25 protein-coding genes are annotated in these 18731 nt (G+C 62.6%); 11 read left to right on the top strand and 14 right to left on the bottom strand.

The features are described from left to right. Positions 1-284: 284 nt before the first annotated feature. Complete coding sequence (locus L0976_RS15380; RefSeq protein ID WP_234188174.1) at positions 285-1304, top strand: carbon-nitrogen hydrolase family protein; 1020 nt, start codon at positions 285-287, stop codon at positions 1302-1304. Then, positions 1301-2059 carry an Asp/Glu racemase gene (locus L0976_RS15375; protein ID WP_304951718.1) on the top strand — a complete coding sequence of 253 codons (759 nt, stop codon included), beginning with the start codon at positions 1301-1303 and terminating at the stop codon, positions 2057-2059. The genes L0976_RS15380 and L0976_RS15375 overlap by 4 nt, the downstream gene beginning before the upstream one ends. Before the next feature lie 103 nt (positions 2060-2162). Here the strand turns inward: L0976_RS15375 and L0976_RS15370 are convergent, their stop codons facing one another. The 4 genes from L0976_RS15370 to L0976_RS15355 all read right to left on the bottom strand — a co-directional run bounded on the left by L0976_RS15370 (position 2163) and on the right by L0976_RS15355 (position 4047). Next, positions 2163-2969: a transglutaminase family protein gene (locus L0976_RS15370; protein ID WP_234188173.1), complete on the bottom strand. Its 807-nt coding sequence runs from the start codon at positions 2967-2969 to the stop codon at positions 2163-2165. Between the two features lie 99 nt (positions 2970-3068). Continuing rightward, positions 3069-3449, bottom strand: a complete 381-nt coding sequence (locus L0976_RS15365; protein ID WP_234188172.1) for a DUF6481 family protein — start codon at positions 3447-3449, stop codon at positions 3069-3071. Positions 3450-3482: 33 nt separating this feature from the next. Next, a complete protein-coding gene (locus tag L0976_RS15360; protein ID WP_203317797.1) occupies positions 3483-3707 on the bottom strand; it encodes a hypothetical protein in 225 nt (74 codons plus the stop codon). 130 nt (positions 3708-3837) lie between these two features. Further along, positions 3838-4047, bottom strand: coding sequence for a cold-shock protein (locus tag L0976_RS15355; RefSeq protein ID WP_003504088.1), 210 nt, complete (start codon positions 4045-4047; stop codon positions 3838-3840). A gap of 596 nt (positions 4048-4643) precedes the next feature. On the opposite strand from L0976_RS15355, the gene L0976_RS15350 reads away from it, so the two are divergent. From L0976_RS15350 to L0976_RS15325, 5 genes are all read left to right on the top strand, one after another. Beyond that, entirely contained in the window at positions 4644-4946 is a 303-nt protein-coding gene (locus L0976_RS15350; RefSeq protein WP_234188171.1) for a hypothetical protein, read from the top strand. After that, positions 4939-5082 (top strand): hypothetical protein, encoded by a 144-nt coding sequence (locus tag L0976_RS15345; protein ID WP_203317799.1) that lies wholly within the window; start codon positions 4939-4941, stop codon positions 5080-5082. Before L0976_RS15350 ends, L0976_RS15345 begins: the two co-directional genes overlap by 8 nt. Positions 5083-5115: 33 nt before the next feature. Beyond that, entirely contained in the window at positions 5116-5355 is a 240-nt protein-coding gene (locus L0976_RS15340; RefSeq protein WP_234188170.1) for a hypothetical protein, read from the top strand. A gap of 271 nt (positions 5356-5626) precedes the next feature. Beyond that, on the top strand, positions 5627-5908 hold the full coding sequence (locus L0976_RS15330) for a DUF1488 domain-containing protein (RefSeq protein ID WP_203317801.1): 282 nt from the start codon (positions 5627-5629) through the stop codon (positions 5906-5908). 154 nt (positions 5909-6062) lie between these two features. Continuing rightward, entirely contained in the window at positions 6063-6461 is a 399-nt protein-coding gene (locus tag L0976_RS15325; protein ID WP_234188168.1) for a hypothetical protein, read from the top strand. Positions 6462-6595: 134 nt separating this feature from the next. On the opposite strand, the gene L0976_RS15320 is transcribed toward L0976_RS15325, so the two are convergent. Both L0976_RS15320 and L0976_RS15315 read right to left on the bottom strand, forming a co-directional pair. Further along, positions 6596-7681, bottom strand: coding sequence for a PHB depolymerase family esterase (locus tag L0976_RS15320; RefSeq protein ID WP_234188167.1), 1086 nt, complete (start codon positions 7679-7681; stop codon positions 6596-6598). A gap of 252 nt (positions 7682-7933) precedes the next feature. Further along, complete coding sequence (locus tag L0976_RS15315) at positions 7934-8221, bottom strand: hypothetical protein (protein ID WP_234188166.1); 288 nt, start codon at positions 8219-8221, stop codon at positions 7934-7936. A gap of 328 nt (positions 8222-8549) precedes the next feature. Here L0976_RS15315 and L0976_RS15310 point away from each other — a divergent pair, with 328 nt between their 5' ends. Then, positions 8550-8699, top strand: a complete 150-nt coding sequence (locus tag L0976_RS15310; protein WP_234188165.1) for a hypothetical protein — start codon at positions 8550-8552, stop codon at positions 8697-8699. 91 nt (positions 8700-8790) lie between these two features. On the opposite strand, the gene L0976_RS15305 is transcribed toward L0976_RS15310, so the two are convergent. The 8 genes from L0976_RS15305 to L0976_RS15270 form a co-directional block, all read right to left on the bottom strand. Further along, on the bottom strand, positions 8791-9813 hold the full coding sequence (locus L0976_RS15305; protein WP_234188164.1) for a sensor histidine kinase: 1023 nt from the start codon (positions 9811-9813) through the stop codon (positions 8791-8793). Positions 9814-9903: 90 nt separating this feature from the next. Continuing rightward, positions 9904-10257 carry a response regulator gene (locus L0976_RS15300; protein WP_203317807.1) on the bottom strand — a complete coding sequence of 118 codons (354 nt, stop codon included), beginning with the start codon at positions 10255-10257 and terminating at the stop codon, positions 9904-9906. A gap of 268 nt (positions 10258-10525) precedes the next feature. Beyond that, a complete protein-coding gene (locus L0976_RS15295; RefSeq protein WP_234188163.1) occupies positions 10526-10753 on the bottom strand; it encodes a hypothetical protein in 228 nt (75 codons plus the stop codon). A 336-nt stretch (positions 10754-11089) separates the two neighbouring features. Then, on the bottom strand, positions 11090-11329 hold the full coding sequence (locus L0976_RS15290; protein ID WP_203317809.1) for a hypothetical protein: 240 nt from the start codon (positions 11327-11329) through the stop codon (positions 11090-11092). 71 nt (positions 11330-11400) lie between these two features. Further along, positions 11401-12447, bottom strand: a complete 1047-nt coding sequence (locus L0976_RS15285; protein WP_234188162.1) for a fatty acid desaturase — start codon at positions 12445-12447, stop codon at positions 11401-11403. A 331-nt stretch (positions 12448-12778) separates the two neighbouring features. Next, positions 12779-13099 carry a hypothetical protein gene (locus L0976_RS15280; protein ID WP_234188161.1) on the bottom strand — a complete coding sequence of 107 codons (321 nt, stop codon included), beginning with the start codon at positions 13097-13099 and terminating at the stop codon, positions 12779-12781. A gap of 6 nt (positions 13100-13105) precedes the next feature. Continuing rightward, complete coding sequence (locus L0976_RS15275) at positions 13106-13969, bottom strand: sulfurtransferase (protein WP_234188160.1); 864 nt, start codon at positions 13967-13969, stop codon at positions 13106-13108. 36 nt (positions 13970-14005) lie between these two features. Beyond that, positions 14006-14821 (bottom strand): SDR family NAD(P)-dependent oxidoreductase, encoded by an 816-nt coding sequence (locus L0976_RS15270; RefSeq protein ID WP_234188159.1) that lies wholly within the window; start codon positions 14819-14821, stop codon positions 14006-14008. A gap of 285 nt (positions 14822-15106) precedes the next feature. On the opposite strand from L0976_RS15270, the gene L0976_RS15265 reads away from it, so the two are divergent. From L0976_RS15265 to L0976_RS15255, 3 genes are read left to right on the top strand one after another with little or no spacing between them, the layout of a single operon-like run. Next, positions 15107-16078 (top strand): substrate-binding domain-containing protein, encoded by a 972-nt coding sequence (locus L0976_RS15265; protein ID WP_234188158.1) that lies wholly within the window; start codon positions 15107-15109, stop codon positions 16076-16078. Continuing rightward, positions 16078-17646: a sugar ABC transporter ATP-binding protein gene (locus tag L0976_RS15260; protein ID WP_234188157.1), complete on the top strand. Its 1569-nt coding sequence runs from the start codon at positions 16078-16080 to the stop codon at positions 17644-17646. The genes L0976_RS15265 and L0976_RS15260 overlap by 1 nt, the downstream gene beginning before the upstream one ends. Before the next feature lie 21 nt (positions 17647-17667). Then, positions 17668-18675 (top strand): ABC transporter permease, encoded by a 1008-nt coding sequence (locus L0976_RS15255; protein WP_234188156.1) that lies wholly within the window; start codon positions 17668-17670, stop codon positions 18673-18675. Positions 18676-18731: the final 56 nt, after the last annotated feature.

The raw sequence follows: 18731 nt of genomic DNA, 5'->3' as shown, positions 1-18731 counted from the left end.
GTCGAGGACCGGCCTGTTCCGATCTGTGCCGCGGCCGCAAGCGGTCAACGATGCGAAGGATGCCGGAATGCCCCGAGGCCGGACATTTCGGCAGGGCAGAACCAGTTCGCCGACATGAGATCTCCGTCGTCGGGTCATGACCTTGTCGCGGCAATGGTCCCGGGATCGGGAATAGTGTGAGGCCCACGAAAATCAGGCGGCTTTTCTCGAACGGGAGCGAACTTGCCCTCGTCCGCGAGAACAGGTCTCCGCCCCAACACCCGAGCCCGATTGGAGGCATGTTCATGCTCGATCTTCCCCGTTTCAAAGCTGCGGCCGTTCAGGCTGCACCGGTTTTTCTGAACACCGAGGCGACCGTCGACAAGGTGTGCGCCTTGATCGGAGAGGCGGCCGGCAACGGCGCTCGACTGGTCGCCTTTCCCGAGGTCTTTGTCTCGGCGTATCCCTATTGGAGCTGGGTCATGAACCCGGTTGAGGGTAGCCCCTGGTTCGAAAAGCTGGTGCGCTCGGCCGTTCACGTTCCAGGCCCCGAGATCGCCAAGATCGCCGAGGCCGCCGCGCGCCACCGGATCAACGTCGTGATCGGCGTGAACGAGCGCAGCCGAAACGGGATCGGCACGATTTACAACACTCTGGTCACCATCGCCGATGACGGTCGCATCCTCGGCCGGCACCGCAAGCTGGTCCCGACCTGGGCCGAGAAGCTGACCTGGGCACCGGGCGATGCCTCGGCGCTAAAGGTCCATGACACCAGCATCGGCCCGCTGGGCGCCCTGGCCTGCGGCGAGAACACCAACACGCTGGCGCGCTTCTCGTTGCTGGCGCAGGGCGAGCTCGTGCATGTGGCCAGCTACATCGCCCTGCCGGTCGCGCCCGCCGACTACGATATGGCTGAGGCGATCAAGGTCCGCGCCGCGGCGCACTGCTTCGAGGGCAAGGTCTTCACGATCGTCTCCTGCTCGACCGTCTCGCAAGAGATCGTCGAAGCGATGTCGGCCTCGCATCCCCAGGCGCGCGATTTGCTGGCACGGCGCAACAGCGCCTTTTCCGGCATCCTCGGTCCGGACGGGCGGGTGATCGGCGAACCGCTGATTGACGATGAAGGCATCGTCTATGCCGAGATCGATCTCGCGCGCTGCATTCAGCCACGGCAGATGCATGACATTACCGGCCACTACAATCGCTTCGACGTTTTCGACCTTCGCGTGAACCGCAGGCCGCTCCAGCCGGCCCGCTTCGACGACGGCGACCTCGATGCGAATTTCGTTTCCCTTTCCGAAGCCAATCTGGAGACCGACCAATGAGCGCCGCGCGCCTGATCCGTGTAGGGCAGATCGTCCCGTCCTCGAACACCACCATGGAGACCGAGATCCCGGCGATCCTGAGAGCCCGCGAAGCGAGCCAGCCCGAACGCTTCACCTTCCATTCCAGCCGCATGCGGATGAAAAGGGTGACGAAGGAAGAACTGGCGGCGATGGACTGTGACAGCGACCGCTGCGCACTGGAGCTGTCGGATGCCCGCGTCGATGTGCTCGGCTATGCCTGCCTCGTCGCCATCATGAGCATGGGGCTGGGCTACCACCGCGTATCTCAAGAGCGCCTGCACAAGGTCACCGCCGACAACGGTGCCCCAGCGCCCGTGGTGAGCAGCGCCGGGGCGCTGGTCGACGGCCTTCACGCAATCGGGGCCAGGAAGATCTCCCTGCTGGCGCCCTACATGAAGCCGCTGACCAAGCTCGTCATCGAGTATATCGAGAACGAGGGGATCGAAGTGGTGGATAGCATCTCGCTCGAGATTGCGGACAACCTGGAGGTGGGACGCCAGGATCCGCTGGCGCCGGCAGAGATCACGAAGCGGCTGGACATCAACGGTGTCGACGCGATCGTCGCCTCGGCCTGCGTGCAGATGCCGTCTCTCGGCTCGATCCAGGTGATCGAAGACCGAACGGGGCTTCCCGTCATCTCCTCGTCCGTCGCGACGACATACATGATGCTCAAGCAACTCGGCCTGACCACGGCTGTTCCCGGCTTTGGTTCGCTGCTGTCGGGCAAGTTCTAACGCGAAACGGGTCTCATCGAAATTCGCGCAGCGAACGTGGGGGCGGCCTTTCGGCCGCTTGGGCCGCAAGCTCTGCGAAACTGCCATGCGGAAGCCGCCGCTATTATGCCAGCTCTTCCGTCACGACTTCGAACCGCTTCAGGAGGGCCGGTCCGAAGCCGGTGGACAGGGCGACGTCGGTCGCATCGCGTCCTGTCGCCATCAATATGCGGCCGATGCGGGGCGTGTTGTGGCGGGCGTCGACGGTGTACCAGCGTCCGCTGAGATACACTTCGTACCAGGCGCTGAAATCCATCGGATGCGGATCCTTGGGAACGCCGATATCGCCGAGATAGCCGGTGCAATAGCGGGCGGGAATATTCATGCAGCGGCAAAGGGCAATCGCCAGATGCGCGAAATCGCGGCAAACGCCGATCCGGTCGGTGAACCCGCCATAGGCCGTCCGGAGCGGATCGGCTTTCTCATAATCGAAGGTCATGTGGGCTTGGACGAAATCGACAATCGTCTGCACGCGCGGCCAGCCGAGCGGCGTGGCGGAAAATCTCTTCCAGGCAAAATCGGCCAGGCGATCCGTATCGCAGTAGCGGCTGCCGAGCAGGAAGACCAGCACGTCGTCGGGCAGATCCTTGATATCGTGCTGAACGGCGTTTTCCGGAACGGGATCCGGCAGGCCGCTGTCGTAGATCTCGAACCGGGTGGAGATCGTCGTCAGGCCGGCCGGTGCCGATATCCGGCTGCAGGCGTTGCCGAAGGCGTCCAGGCATCCCCAGGCCTCGATCGGCCGGTCGAAGGTCAGGGTGTGTTCTGTGAGCAGATCCGCGCGCCGGCCGGGATGGATGCTGAGAACAAGCAGCATCGCCGTCTCGTTCTCGCATTCGTAACCGATGTCAAACCCGGCGCGTATTTTCATGGTGCTCCCTGGACGAGCCGTGATCAGGCCGCTCGACCAGCAACGCTTTCGCGCGCACGACGTTTCGGTCGGGGTAAACGGATGGCCCCGGGGGCAAGTCTATGCCTGCCTGGCTTTTCTGTTGGCGTAACGCAGATCGCGTGCGGCCTTTCGCGCTGCCTCGTCCTCGATGACGCGCGAGACACGAGCCTTTTCGGCGCCCTCGCGAGCCTCCGTTTCGGCAAGCGCCGCCGCATGCGCTGCGGCCTGCAATTCGGCTGCCTCGGCTTCGATCCGTGCCTGCTCTTCCGTTTTCGCCCGCTCGCGCTCGAGGCGCCGCTCTTCCCGCGCCGCGGCGATGAGGGCCCGCTCCGCCTGGCGCGCCGCTCTGGCGGGGGCCGCGGTAGCCTGGGCCGCACGGTAAGCATTCAACAGCGCCGACTTCGCATCGGCTGATGCCGCGCGGCGGTCGGAAAGCTGGTTGTCTCTGGCGTTTTTCAAATCGTCGTCCTGTCTATTGTGGTGGGAAGGTGGTCAACGCGCGCCGGTGCGCTTGGCGAGGAGGGCGGACGTGGCGGACGCGCGGTCTTTCAGTTCCTTGGCAAGGCGTGCTTCCCGAAGCCGCTGGGTCTTGGCCTCACGGGATTGGGTGATGGATTCAAGCTCCTGCACCGCCTCGTCCTTTGCGAAGAACGGCGCCTGGATGGCGCTGAACGCAATCTCCGCCTTCTGGCGCGACATGCTGTATTTTTCTGTCATGGAAATTCCGGTGGTAAGGCCCGCAAGCGAGCGGAAAACAAAAGGCCAGGCGATTTGCCTGGCCTTGCGTGGTTGGCGTGCTTCCGGCAGTGCCAGTACATCCGTGGTCAAAGGAAAGCACGAGACCCGTTCAGGCGGCCTGGAGATTGCAGGCCGACATCTTGCCCGACTTGTTGTCGCGCTCCAGCTCGAAACCGATCTTCTGGCCTTCGACAAGCTCGCGCATGCCTGCCCGCTCGACGGCGGAGATGTGGACGAACGCGTCGGCGCCGCCATTGTCAGGCTGGATGAAGCCGAAGCCCTTGGTGGAATTGAACCATTTAACTGTGCCGGTGGTCATGATGAACCCTTTCATAGCAACATTGAGAGACCGCCGCGCCAAGGCGTTGCGGATGATGATAGCGACTTTGAAAGGAAAGGTTCGTTCAGAACGCGGTGCCAACGCGTGACAAGCAAAGCTCAGCAAGCAAATTCGATGAGGATGTGTATCGCTTCCAAGTCTCTGCGTCAACCATTAGTTTTTCAATGCTTCGCCTCGACAAAAAGTTGTGCTCGCATGCACGCCTTGCTTTCCTCGCAATCGAGGCGCATGAATAAGTTGTTCGATTTTAGCCGGTTTGGCCTCGCGATGTCAGAGACGCGCGTCTTTTCTTGATTCTTCGATAGCGACGATATGCGCCGATGGCGCGGTATGCCGTTCCAGCCGATGCATTGGAACGGGCGGACGCGGCTCGGGCGAGCAGCGGGACCGCACCTCGGCACGGCCCACCGTAACCGACCGCACGGCGTAGATCATCGTGCATTTCTTCAGAACGCTTCTGGCTTGCATGGCGCCGGATCACGTCCTTCCCCTCCATCTGCCGGTGCCGGTGTTCACGGCGCGGCCCACCAGATGGCTCCGATCCATTCCGCCGACCTTGAAAGGGACACCCGGACATGACGAACATCCAGATCATTTCCCAACGCGCCACACGCCAGGCCCGCCCGGATACGGCGCGGCATCTCTACGCCGTGGGGCAGGCTGTGCGGCTGAAGGGCGGGTTCCGATCGCAGCTTGCGGCCGACGACATCTATCGCATCACCGGCACCCTCCCGTCGGCCGGCGCGTTCCCGCAATACCGTATTCGCAATGACGACGAACGTCACGAACGGGTGACGACACAGGACATGCTCGCGCCGGTGAACACCGCATCGGGCGGGAAAGCCACTCTTATCGAAAGGACCTTCGGCAATGGCTAAGGGACAGAAACGCAGCAATCGCGAGACCAGGAAACCCAAGCAGGAAAAGGCCGCACCCAAGCCCGACGCATCGTTCGCCGGTCAATTGAAGCTCGCCGCAAACAGCAATGCGCCGCGTACCAAGGACAAGGCCTGACGGCGGCGATTGTCCGGGAAGGGCGGGACAGCGATGAAGTTCGTGATCGCGTTCTACCGGACCCGGGCAACGGACGCTGCCCATGCCGTCATCGGCCGTGAAACCGTGGATGCCATCGACCTCGCCAGCGCGATCGAAATCGCCCATCAGCTTTCGAAAACCCTCGCCTTGCCGCAGAAACCCGACGGGCTGTCCCTGAGCGATCCAGACGGAAACAGTCTCTACGCGGGTGACATCCGCGCGGGAACTCCGGACGAAAGGTCAAAACCATGAACATTCATGTCGAACGCAGGCGACGGGCGCTCAGGATCGAGGTTTGGGAGAACGAAGGCGGGGCCGTGGCTACCGACGTGTCCGACCATCAATACGGAAGGAGGATAGAGAGGGATCGGACCTGGACCATATACCATGTGTTCACGGGCGTCCCGGCGCGGATCGATGGCTGCACGTTGACGGACCTCAGCATATCGGACGCGACCAATGGCATGCTGCGGCTCAACCGGCGCAACGCTCGGCGCAGAAACGAACGCGACGGGTGCCAGCCATGACGCTGGCTTTCCCCAACCCGGCCCGCAGTTTCGACGAGGTGCGCAATGCCGTGCGCTTTTTCGGCCATGACGGCATGTTCGAGATCCGGTTTTTCGTCGAGGCGGAGGCGCTTGCCGAGGGGAGGGCGCGGGCGGCGGGCATGTCGGAAGCGCAGTGCCTTTCGGCTTTCGATGCCATGCGCGCGCCCATCTACGATGCCGCAAGGAAGGTGTATGCCAAGCACCGGCGCAATTCGAACACGCTGACGGCTTCCGACTTCGGCCGCGCTCGCGGCTGACCTTTTGCCGATGCGGCGGGGCACCTCGAATTGGCCTTAATTGAATCCTTGCCAATGGCCTGGGACAGGCTCACACTTGCCTCTTCAGCAGCCATGATCACGGGCACTGCTGCTTGAGGGTTGGTTACCCTGGCCCCAACCAAAGGAGGACGACATGTCTTCCGATGCCGCAATTCCCGAGATTTCACCGCATGAGATGGAAATGATCCGCTCCGTGCTGCGCACGGCTGGCTACAGCCCGGATGGCCTAGTCGAGGATGGGCACCAATTCAACACAGCCACCCGGCTGCTGATGCAGTTGGTCCTTTCCGGCGAAGCCTCGCCGCGCGCGCTGGCGGAGCAACTGGAACAGTCTTTCGGCCGCCCGGTGAAGTCGAAGGTGCTCTTCGCCCCCCTTCTGCCCCGATACGCCATCCAGGGCCTGCCGCTCGTTCGCAGGACGGCGTTTCGTCCGATCCGCGTGCCCCTGCGATCCGGTGAAGGCGATCTGCAGGAATGGGAAAATGAAGGCGGGGCCTCGAACAAGGCTCCACCCCGTGGATCCGTCCACTGACCAAGGTCTTTTCCGCAGGGACCGGAGAATCCATTCAAATTTCCAAGGTGGATGGGCTCGCACAATCCGAAGCCGCGACGACGTTCGGCCGGCGGAAAAAAATCCATGCACCGCCCTTGGCGCCGAAGCCGGCCTCACTTCATCAAACCTGCGGAACGCAGCGCGTTCTCGATCACCGACTGGATGCCGTTGCCGGAGCCGCCGGACAGGGGCTGCTGCGCTGCCGCTCTTTCTGCGGGCGGCGAGGCACGTGGTCGGTCGCGGCGCTCGAAGGAAGCGGCAAGGCCCCAGCTTCTTGCAATCTGCACCGTCGAGGACATGCCGACGTCGAGCATGAAGGGTGCGGCCCTGCCATAGCCGCTGGACGTGTCGATCGGCGTGCCGTGCCCCATGCCGGAAATCCTGTAGAGCTCGATTGCCTCCATGCCGCGGTCGTCGCGCCATACGGATCGTGAATGCCGATCGATCGCCTCGACCTCCGTCGGCTGGTCGGCAACCGCATGGACGCCGCGCCATTGCGCGACGATCGCGGACGCATTGTCCGGAACCACCGTGTTGTCGCCCGTGCCGTGCCAGACGGAAACCGTCGGCCAGGCGCCGTCATGTCGCGAGGCGGCGCGAAGGCTTGCCTGGAGGCTGCCCGCGCCGGGAAGACCTTGGCCGCGCATGCGGTCGAATGCCTCGGGAACGGTCGAGGCGGCGGCATAGGGCAGGCCGGCGATGATGGCGCCGCCGGCAAAGACCTCCGGGTAGCAGGCCAGCATGGCGTTTGCCATGGCGCCCCCGGCGGAAAGGCCGGTGATGTAGATCCGGCGCTCATCGATGCCATGGTCGGCGACGACGGAGGCGATCATCTGCCGGATGGAGCGCGCTTCGCCCTGGTCTCGTCGGGTGTCCGCGGCATTGAACCAGTTGAAGCACAGGTTCGCATTGTTCTGCCTGTTCTGTTCGGGAAAGAGCACCACGAAGCCGTAGTCTTCCGCAAGCGCCGACCAGCCGGAGCCGGCATCATAACCGGCGGCGGTCTGCGTGCAGCCGTGCAGCACGACCACCAGGGGCGGTGCCGCCGGCAATTGCTTCGGGACATGCTGCCACGCCGCCAAAGCGCCCGGGTTGTCTCCGAAATGATCGAGTTTCCTCAGGATGGAGCCGGCCGGCGCGGCGGGTTTGATCGAGCGCAGCCGCGCGAGCCGTTCGAGTGTATCGGATAGGGATCTCATGGGGGACTCCGGGTGGTGCGCCGGACTGGCGCATACACTTTAACCCTTCGAATGCGATAAGGTTGCTGCGCTGCACAATAATTCTGTGCTGCGGGATCGAAAACCATCCCGTACAGCGGCGGCCGAGATCGAACAGGACGCGCGCACCAGGGGCGTTTCAGGCCGCCATCTGCCACGTTTCTCCGCCGGCAGGGTATGAGGCGCGTGCCGTCGTCGCAACAGCGCGTTGGCGATGCGCGATCAATCCCGTGATCATGGAATGTTGCGTGGGCCGACTGCCACGAATGGCCCATCGCGTGCCAAGGCCTCGTCGATCTCCGCCGGTGACACCTGAAGGAACTGGCGTCTTGCCATCGCGACGGAAATCGCGGGAATCTCAAGGTGGGTCGCCACCCTCCGATACGCGGTAAAGCTCAGGCCTTCTATCAGTTCCTCGTCGACGACCAGACGATATGTGCCCGCTTCCAGGGGCTCCGAAAGGGACTCCAGGCGAAACGGATGCGTGAATGTGATTTCGGTTTCCGTGGTTCTCTCGGTCATCTTGAACGCCGCTTTCCCACCGTCCTGTCGTGGAGGCTCATCATAGCCATCCCTCGACCAGAATATAGGCGATCATCGCAAGGCTCGTTGCGGACAAGAGGTAACCCGCCAGGGTCGCAAGATCGTATTTCTTCGATTGGTGAAATAGGGAAGACATGCCGTCCTCCTCGCTTGGGGCCAGGGTAATGAACCCTCAAACAGCAGCGCCCGTAAGATGGCTGCTGGAACAAGCACAGTGGACCCATTCCCCTCCTTTGGCAACACATCATTTCGCTGGCTTCCAGGTGTGGAGCGAAGATCGGCCGCAGTTCGGAAGTAAGAATACCGCATGAAGCTTGTTTTCGACACGGCGGCTGCCTATATGTCGTCCATAGGCATTGCTGATGAGCGCTGGAAAAACTCTGCCGCTCGCAATTGCCGCCATCGCTTCACGCTTTTGACCACGGATGTACTGGCACTGGCAGGCAAGCGATTGTGAAGAAGGCCGGTGCGGTATCGCCCCGGCCTTTTTGTTCGCTGGCGAGTGCGAGGATGCCGCAACCCGGCTTGCCAGTCAGCCTGCCGGCTTTTCAATCGAAATCACTTTGGATCTGAATTTTCGCGAGCGGGAACTCGGCAAGGAGGACGAACCCCTCCTGCCTGTAGGAAACGCTCGCCTCGCCGAAGGCTTGCAGGCTGGAAACGATGAGGCGCGAGCCAAACCCCTTGCGGTCCGGTTCGGAATTCGCGATGCGCGGACCGCCGATCTCCCGCCAGCATGTGACGAGCGTCTCCGCGGCATCGCGGCGCTCGATGCCCCACGTTATCTCGACATGCCCCTTTGCATTCGACAAAGCGCCGTATTTCGAGGCATTCGTGAGAAGTTCGTGAAAAACCATTGCAAAGGATAGAGCCGCCTGGGGCCCGAGGGGCACTTCAGGCCCGCTCCACCTGATCCGGGAGCTCTCGTCCAAACCGATGTTCGTTTTGGCGGCCGCCACGACGTCAGCCAGCGTTGCGCTTACCCAGTCCCTCTGCAACAGGATTTCATGGGCCTTGGCATAGGCTGCGATACGCAACTGGAGCTTGTCGGTCGCGTCGCCCAGCGAAACGGCATTCCGCAGGGACTGCGTCACGATCGCCTGGACGACGGACAGCGTGTTCTTCATGCGGTGAGCGAGCTCGTGCATGAGGAGGCGCTCGCGCTCCGCCCGCTCGCGTTCCCCGGTTCTGTCGCGAAGGATTTTGATGAAGCCGATGGTCTTGTCGTCGGGCGCCCGCAAAGCCATCATCTCGCCGGAGGCCCAGAACATCGTGCCGTCAGCGCGCAGATGCCATCGCTCGTCATTTCCCCGGCCGCGGTTGAGGGCGGCCGTCATCTCTTTCTGCGGAACGCCGTTTTCCCTGTCTTCCTGCGTGAAGAAAACCGTGGCCGGTTTTCCGATCATGTCCTCGGCTTCCCAGCCCAGTATCTTGACAGCGCCTTCATTCCAGCTCGTCACGAGGCCGTCGAGGTCCATGGATATGATGGCGTAATCGATCGCGCTCTGCACGATCGCTTCAAGGAAGCGCTCTCGTGATGAAATCGTTTCGTCAGCGCCGGCGATCTTCATGAAGGTCCCTCGAATTCGGCCCTACACGTTATGCCACGGATCATGTCGCTTGCGCAGCCATATATGTGCCTGCGGGAGCGCAGCCGAAATCTAGCGGGGCTGCATTTCCTTCAGGCACGCGATGATCTGGTCGAAGCGGAACGGCTTTGCGAAGAACTTCGCCCCGGGCGGCAGATCCGCGCTCGCTGGCTGTATCCGGCCGGATGCCACGACGATTCCGGCCTCGGGAAACCGCTCGGCAACCCTTTGGGCGAGATCGAGGCCCGTCAGCTTGCCCGGCAACTGGATATCGGTGAAAAGAAGGTGGATCGTCTGCTCGTTTATGATCTCGACGGCTTGGTCTGCCGAGCCGGTATCAACGACGTCGAAGCCCGCCTCGTGCAGCGCGTCAACCAATGTCAGGCGGATCAGCACTTCGTCTTCCACTACCAGGACTTTGCGCACGGGGTTCTCCTGTCAATCCTCACCAACCCCTGGGACCGCGCAACGTTCCTTCTTTGATCCGAGAGGCCGTGTCATTGAAGCGCGCGCTTTATCGCGCACTGCGCGAGGATCTGAGCCGAGCACGATAGAACAGCCGTCGCTGACGCGGTGCGGCAGATAAATCCCGCGAATTTCCCGCCGGTGTGGGCGGCCATGAGCCGGTGATTGATCTTGCCGGTTGAAGTGCGTTGCAAGGTCCTCATGGCCCGGCGAGCGGGCCATCAAGGCTCTAGGCGCGGCCGAACGCGAAGACGCAGTGCGGTTCGCGGGGCGTGCCGGTAGCGCCGTCGCGCATAACGCCAGACATGAACCGGACGAGTACCGCTTTGGATTGCCGCGCGAGGGGACCCGTCAGCGGCTGCATCCTGGCGGTGACGTAGCCCGCCTTGTGAAGCATCTGGTTGAGAATGCGGTTGCAGGCTGGATTGAAATCGATGGCGGAGACTTTGGAAGACATGCCGTCCTCCTTCCATATTGCGGGCGAAGGAGGTTATCCTACAAGCGGCAGCGCCCGTGTCGATGGCCACCGAAGCTCGGACAATGCGCCCCACGCGCAGATTTAGCAACCAATCAATCAAGGTCATCGCAAGGCTGGCGCCGGACAACGCCCTCCGAGGGCCGCAATCCTGGACGTGCCCCACTCAGCATTGTCCGCCTCTCCGTCTTCCCCCGCGCTGGCAGGGCACCCGGAGCAGTCTTTCGACCGCCCGGGTGAAACCGGTCTGCCGGAATGGAAGATGAAGGCCTGGCGCCGATAGCCGGTTCGCGCCGCAGGCTTGTATGGCCGGTGGGACTACTGCTTGCCCAGCTTCGCCCGTCCCGCCCCCTTGATCGAAAGAGACGAGTCCGACGAGAGGGCGACAAGTCCAGCGCCAATCGCCGCTTCGACGGTCTCGGTGTAGTCCTTTCCCGCCAGGCCATACTTCTTGGAATGGTTTTCGACGGCACCGAGCAGTACGGACGGGGACACGCCATATCGAGCGCTATGGAAAGCACTCAAGATAATGAGAAATTTTTCATCCAGGGTCTTCATTGTCTAACCTCGATCTATACGGTGATGGGGACGGCGGCAGGCCGCCAAATTGCTGTACCGGTTTCCAGTCATCACCCTGCGCTCGCGGCGGTGCGGCGTGTTCCTGCGTCGCGAAACGACAGCATTTGGCGCGACGTTTCATCCCAGAGGACGAGCTTCACGCAGCGGAGGCTTTCCCTGATCGTGATGCGTCCCAGGTCCGCCAGTTCAGGATGGTCGCGCAGAACCTCCGGAAGCCTGTAGAAGGGAACGCGGCTCGACAGGTGATGGATATGGTGCATGCCGATATTGCCGGTTATCCAACGCAACGGCCGGGGTAGGTCGTAATGCGAGGCGCCATGCATGGCCGCGTATTGGAACGTCCATTCCGGAGGCCGGGACCAGTGGGTGTCTTCGAACTGGTGCTGGACGTAGAACAGCCAGACGCCTGCCGCTCCGGCAAGCAGTACGATCGGCAGGTGGACGACGAGGAACGGAACGGCGCCGACCGCCCAGACGAGAAGGGCGGCGAGCGCGGCGATGGCGGCATTCGTTGCCATCGTCGAAACCCAGGGAAGGGCGCCGGACCGCATCATGCCGAACGGCAGACGCTGCTTGAAGAGAAAGAGCCAGGCGGGGCCGATGCCGAACATGACGAGCGGGTGCCGGTAAAGGCGGTAGCCGAGCCGCCCCCGAGGCGTCAGGGCCTCATATTCGGTGATGGTGAGCGTCGTGATGTCACCGACGCCGCGTTCGTCGAGGTTCCCGGCCGAGGCATGGTGTTCGGCATGGGCCCTTCGCCAGTAGTCGTAGGGTGTCAAGGTCAGTACGCCGATCGCGCGGCCCGCCCAGTCGTCCAGGCGGCGCCGGCCGAAGAAGGCGCCATGACCGCAGTCATGTTGCAGCATGAACAGGCGCAGGAGGAACCCGGCCGCCGGCACGATGAGGACCAGGCCGAGCCAGTAGCCGAAGTGCACCGATGCCCAGGCGCTGGCCCATAGGAGAACGAAGGGCACGAGGGTTACCGCCAGTTCGAGCGTGCTTCGGCCAATATGGGGCTTGCGATAGGCGGAGAGGATTTTCAGCCAGGCTTTTTCACGATCGGCGCCGCTGGGGGCAATTGCGTTTGTCGGGGTCATCGGTAACTGTGGCGTCCTTCCGGTTTCTTGTTGCGGGCAGAAGCTTGCTGCCCGGCAATGCCTCCTGCCATGAAGCCTGCGCGCGCAATTCGCTACGGGCGCACGAAACAAAAAGGCCGGGCATACCCCCCGGCCTCTTCGTCCCCCGCCGTCTTTGCCGCCAAGTTCCATTCGTGGTCAGCAAAGAGGCGCATGAATTCTATGCGGCGCGCATGTTGTCTGCGAGGTTCCGGCCGTCTTGTGGTCCCGCGCCACGCCGTAGCTCACCTTGCGGCCCTCGGGTGAGAAAAAATTAACTGTGCCTGAATTGGCAGCGATATTCCTTTTATCTTCATAGAGAAAACCGACGCCAGAGTGCGCGCAGATAAATCGACAATGATAAGAAATATGACAAAGCCAATGAGGCAAAGACAAGCTTCAAAGCAGGTTTCTTCTTTTTGGTATATGTCTTCTGAAAATTACACAAGGGTGCGCAGATGGATAAGTGAAATTCTGGAGCGGATATCGGATTTTCCTCTGAAGAAACATCAAATATTGGCGAATGATATTTTTTCGAGCAGCTCCTGTCGCTCGCCGCTACCGGCTTTTCGGATCCTGCATCATCGATGCAGACCTGCAGGGCATCGCCACCTGTTGCCGGCGCGGCGTTCATGTCCCTTCAAGAACCGCTTCGTTCTTTCACCAGCTTCGGGACGTCCTCGCGTTGGCCCCATTCATGCCAGGAGCCGTCATAGAGACGCCAGTGCGGATTGCCCAGCTGCTCGACCATGAAACCCAGGATGCAGGCGGTCACGCCCGAACCGCAGGTCGTGATGACATCGCCGGAAATGTCGGCGCTCGCATCCTTGAAGACCGTGCGTGCCTTTTCGGGCGAGACGAACTCGAAATTTCTGTCGGCATCGAAGAAGCGGGCCCAGGGCGTGTTGATGGCGCCCGGCATGTAGCCGGAAGCGACGCCGGGATAACCGGAGCCCTCCAGCCCGTCGAAACGCGCCGCCGTCCGCGCATCCACGATCGTCGCGCCGCCATTGTCGATGGCGGTGCGGACATCATCCAGCGTCGCGACCCGCCCGGGAACCAGGCGCGCCGTGAAGGTGCGCGCTTCGGACGGGAGGCTTTCGCCGGTTTCGATCGGCCGGCCTTCGGCTTTCCATTTCCGCCAGCCGCCGTTCAGGATGCGGACGCGGTCGTGGCCGAAAACGCGGAACATCCACCATAGACGGCAGGAGACGTATCCCCCGTCGTAGATGATGACATCGGTTTCGTCGTCGATCCCGAGCCGGCCGGCCTGAGCCGCGAAGAGGTCGGCGGCGGGCAGCATGTTCACATAGGGCGAATCCGGGTCCGATATGTCGCCGAGGTCGATGAAGCGTGCACCGGGGATGTGCCCCGCGGCGAAGTCGTCCTTGGCATGCTTGCCGGCTTCGGGCAGATACCAGGAGCAATCCAGGACGACGACATTGTCGGGCCGGTTTTCCAGGAGAGCGGCGAGTTCTCCTGTTTGGATGAGCCAGTTGGTCATGACGATCCTTCTTCTTGAAGTCTGGGGGAGGGGCGGTCAGGGATAGGCCGAAGGACGGCCTTGCTTTTCGACCCATGAATCTCCGGAGAGCACGCCACCGTCGACCACGACGCTTCTGCCCGTGATATAGCGCGAAGCCGGGGCCACAAGGCTGAGCGAGGTGGTGATCAGGTCTTGCGGCACGGCGAGATGCCCGGCCGGGATATAGTCGGCGAACCAGCGGCTCCTGTACTCGTCGTCCCAAAGCGGTCGCGTGAACTCGGTCTGGACGAAGCCCGGCTCGATGGCGTTGACCTGGATATTGTCTGCGGCCCATTCATGCGCCATCGAGCGGGTCAGCGATGTGACGGCTGCCTTCGTCGCAGCATAGACCGAGATCGTGTCGAAGGAGATGTTGGCCGACAGCGAGCTGAAATGCAGGATCTTGCCGCCGCCCTGGGCCTTCATGACTGGCTGGACGGCGCGCGACAGGAAGTAGACGCTTCGAAAGTTCACCGACGTGATGACGTCGAAATCGTCCTGCGTGACATCCACGATGGGCTTGCGGCGGTTCGTGCCCTGCAGGTTGACGAGAATGTCGAGCCGGCCCGTTATCCCCCGCGCCTGAGCCACCAGATTGTCGCAGGCCGCAGCGGAATCCAGGTCGACCTGTAGCCCATGGAAGGACAGGTTCTCAGCCTCGAAGCGTTCCTGCAAGCCTGCGAGGCGGTCGGCGGATAGATCATGGACGATGACACGCGCACCCGCCCTGGCAAAGGCCTCCGAGATCGCCGAACCGATGGCGCCGGCGCCGCCCGCGATCAGGGCTGTCTTGCCCTTGAGCGAAAAGAGGGAGGAAAGATAGTGGGACATCGTATTCCTTTCGAAGGAGAGAGCAGGCCGCGCGCTCTCTGGCTCTTCCTGCTGTTGGCGGGCATTCGCATGCCTGTGGGAGGCGTAAGCGGCTGATATAATTGGCGAATGCCAAGGGCGCCTAAAATATATGTTATCCATAAAATTAGTAGATAATTTTTGCCAATCGCGTTCGCACGGTCGCGTTTAATTTTCTATTTTTCTATAGAATTTAGTGATTTTGCCTTTGGCTCGGGCGCTTGTCACCGTTAGCTTCTCCTCATCGACACAAGGAAGCCTAACGACATGTTTCGCAAGACAATTTTGACAGCTGCCTCCGGTATTCTCCTTTTCGCCGCCAGCGTTTCGGCGCTTCATGCCGAGCCCAAGGGCAAGGATGCCCCGGTGACGGTATTCGTATCGCCGCTGACTTTCGCCTTTACCCACTTCGTGTTCCTGACCGACCAGTTGGAAGACGAAGCGAAGAAGATCGGCGGCGTCACCATCGTCAAGGCGGATGGCCAGTTGTCCGCGCCGAAGCAGATCGCGGACATCGAGGCGGCCATCGTTCAGGGCGTCGACGGCATCATCCTGGCGCCGGTGGAGGCGGATGCGCTCGCACCGGTCGTCAAGCAAGCCATTGCGGCAGGCATTACGGTTGTCACCGTCGACCGTCCGGTCAATGGCGTGCCGGAGGTTCTGGCCAATGTGGCGGCCGACAATTTCAAGGGCGCTGAATCGCAGGGCGAGGCCGTCGTGAAGGACTTTCCGAACGGTGCGAAGGTCGTGAACCTCCAAGGTATTCCAGGCGACAAGACCGCCAACGATCGCAGCGGCGGCGTCCACAAGGTGCTTGATGCCGCCGGCGGCAAGTATACGTTCGTTTCCGAGCAGGCAGCCAATTTCTCCCGCGACAAGGGCCTGGCCGTCACCGAAAACATCCTGACGGGTCTCTCCGAGGTTCCGGATGTCATCGTCGCGGGCAACGACGACATGGCGCTGGGTGCCGCTCAGGCGGTGGAAGCGCGTGGTCTGAAGGGCAAGATCAAGATCTACGGCTATGACGGCTCGGAAGATGCGCTGAAGGCCGTCAAGGACGGCAGCCTTGCCGGCACCGTGGACCAGTTTCCGGGGCAGCAGGGTCGTGTCGCCATTCGCACGCTCGTGGACTTCATCCGCGAAGGCAAGAAGCCGGCAACCAGCGACGTGCTGGTCGATCCCGTCGCCATCACGCCCGCAAACCTCGAGCAGGCAGAGCGCGTGGGACTCATCAACTGATGACCGTACATCCGCGTCCGGTTATCGTGGATGTCGAGACGTCGGGGCGCGCTGAGCGCCCCGCACCTTTTGTAGCTGCGGTCGGTCTCGTCAAACGCTTCTTCGGGGTAACGGTCCTTGACGGCGTCTCGCTGTCCCTGGGAGCCGGCGAGGTGCGCGCGCTGCTTGGCGAAAACGGTGCTGGAAAATCCACCGTCATCAACCTTCTGTCGGGCGTGTTCGCCCCCGATTCCGGGACAATCGAGGTCGACGGCGTGCCCGCCGCTTTCGGCGGGCCGCGTGGTGCAGACAAGGCCGGTATCAGCGTCATCCGCCAGGAGCTGTCGCTGTTTCCCGATCTGTCTGTCGCCGAGGCGATCTTTGCCGGGCACCTGCCGGTGACTGGTCTTGGCCTGGTCGACTGGAAGCGCGTCCGGGACGCAGCCCGCGAGGCGTTACGGCAACTCGGCGTCTCGTCGCTCGACGTCCGCCGCCCCGTAGCCGGCCTTTCCATCGCGCAACAGCAGATGGTGGAAATCGCCCGGGCGCTGACCCGCAAGTCGCGTCTCGTCATCATGGACGAGCCGACGGCATCGCTGTCTCCCGAAGAGGTCGGCCATCTCGGCGAGATCATTGCGCGCCTGTCGCGGGAGGGTGTTGCAATCCTATATGTGAGCCATCGGCTCGATGAGATCAGGGCCTTCTGCCAGAGCTACACCGTCCTGCGGGACGGCAAGATGGTCGAAGAGGGCGACGTGGTCGCCGTCGACAATGCGCAGTTGATTCGCGCGATGGCCGGCCGCGATGTCGAGATCGGCGGGAGACGGCAGGCCACGTCGCCGGACGGGGTTGCGCTCTCGGTGCGCGATCTCGCAGCACCTGCATCGGCGCGCGCACCGGCCCGTGTCGTGGGCGTGAGCTTCGATGTTCGTGCCGGCGAGATCGTCGGTTTGGCAGGCATCGTCGGCGCGGGTCGGTCCGAGACCGCCCGCATGATCTTCGGTGCCGATCCGATCGGTGCGGGCGAAATCCGTCTCGGTGGGCAAGCCTTCTCGCCAGCCTCTCCGATCGAGGCCATGCGGGCCGGCATCGGCCTCGTGCCGGAAGACCGCAAGGGACAGGCAATCCTGCCGCAGCGGGCCGTCGTGGAGAACTTCGCGCTCGCCGGCGTCCGCACGCCACGCTATCGCTGGGTCAACGACCGGGCAGGGGAAAAAGGCTTGTTCCGCGGCTTCGTGGAGCGGCTCGGCATCCGCGCGAGTTCGCTGAGCGCGCCCATTGCGACGCTTTCGGGAGGAAACCAGCAGAAGGTCATCCTTTCCCGCTGGATCGCGCGCAAGCCGAAGGTGCTGGTCGTCGACGAGCCGACGCGAGGTATCGACATCGGTGCGAAGGAGGACGTGCACACGCTTCTGCGCGACATTGCGGCAGAGGGCGTCGCGGTTCTCGTCATCTCCTCAGACCTTCCGGAACTGATGGCGCTATCCGACCGCATCGTCGTCCTGCGCGAAGGCCGTTCGGTGTTCGAGACCGACGCCGCATCGGCCTCGGCCGAAGATCTGATGACCAGGATGACCCCGCACGGCTGACGAACTTCCAAGGAAAGAACAATGTCCAGCATTTCCCTCACCACGACGCACCGTGCGCAGACCTTTGCCATTCTCGGCAGGATCGCACCGCTCATTTTCCTCCTGGCCCTGGTGGTGCTCTTCGCCATCCTGCAGCCGCGCTTCCTCATGCCGCTCAACCTGTTCAACATCCTCAGGCAGGTTTCGATCTACGGCATCATAGCCGTGGGGATGACCTTCGTGATCCTGGCGCGCGGCATCGATCTGTCCGTCGGCTCCCTCGTGGCCATGTCCGGGCTGGTGGCGGCCGTTGTCGCGAAGGGCGGCATAGACGGGCGGTTTCTGCTGAGTGCGGATGGCGCCGGTTATGCATGGCCGCTCGCCGCCCTCGCGGCAATCGCCGCGGGCACCCTTGCCGGCTATCTCCAGGGGCTTGCCGTCGCGCGTCTTTCCGTACCGGCCTTCGTCGTCACCCTGGGCGGGATGACGGTGTTCCGCGGCGTGGCGCTTACGATAGGCAACGGTGGCCCCGTCTCGGGCTTCGACGAGGCTTTCGGCTGGTGGGGACGTGGCATGATCGGACCCGTGCCGGTTCCGGTCATCCTGTTTCTCATCGTGGCGCTGCTCGCGCATTTCGTGCTGACCCAGACGCGCTTCGGCCGTGCGGTCTATGCCGTCGGGTCGAACCCCGATGCGGCGCGGCTGTCCGGTATCAACACGACCCGCGTGACGACGGCCGTCTATGCCGTGATCGGCTTCTGCTCGGGTCTCGGCGGCTTCGTGCTCGCATCCCGGCTGAATTCGGCCGAGGCGGTCGCCGGCTCGGGTTATGAACTGACGGCGATTGCCGCGGTCGTGATCGGCGGAACCAGCCTGCAGGGCGGTACCGGCTCCATCGTGGGCACGGTCATCGGCGCCCTGCTGACAGGCGTGCTGCTGAACGGTCTCGTCATCCTCAACGTCTCCCCCTACGTGCAGCAGATTCTGGTCGGCCTCATCATCGTCGCTGCCGTAGCCTTCGACAGTTTCGTGAAAAGGCAATCCCGATGAAACCTTCCGTCATCCTGACAGGCACCGCTATAGAGGAACCGGCAAAGCGGGTTCTC

The sequence above is a fragment of the Shinella sp. NM-101 genome (assembly GCF_021401195.1).
Taxonomy (GTDB): domain Bacteria; phylum Pseudomonadota; class Alphaproteobacteria; order Rhizobiales; family Rhizobiaceae; genus Shinella.
The sequence above is the reverse complement of the archived record's forward strand: the minus strand, read 5'-3'. Positions and strand labels throughout refer to the sequence as shown.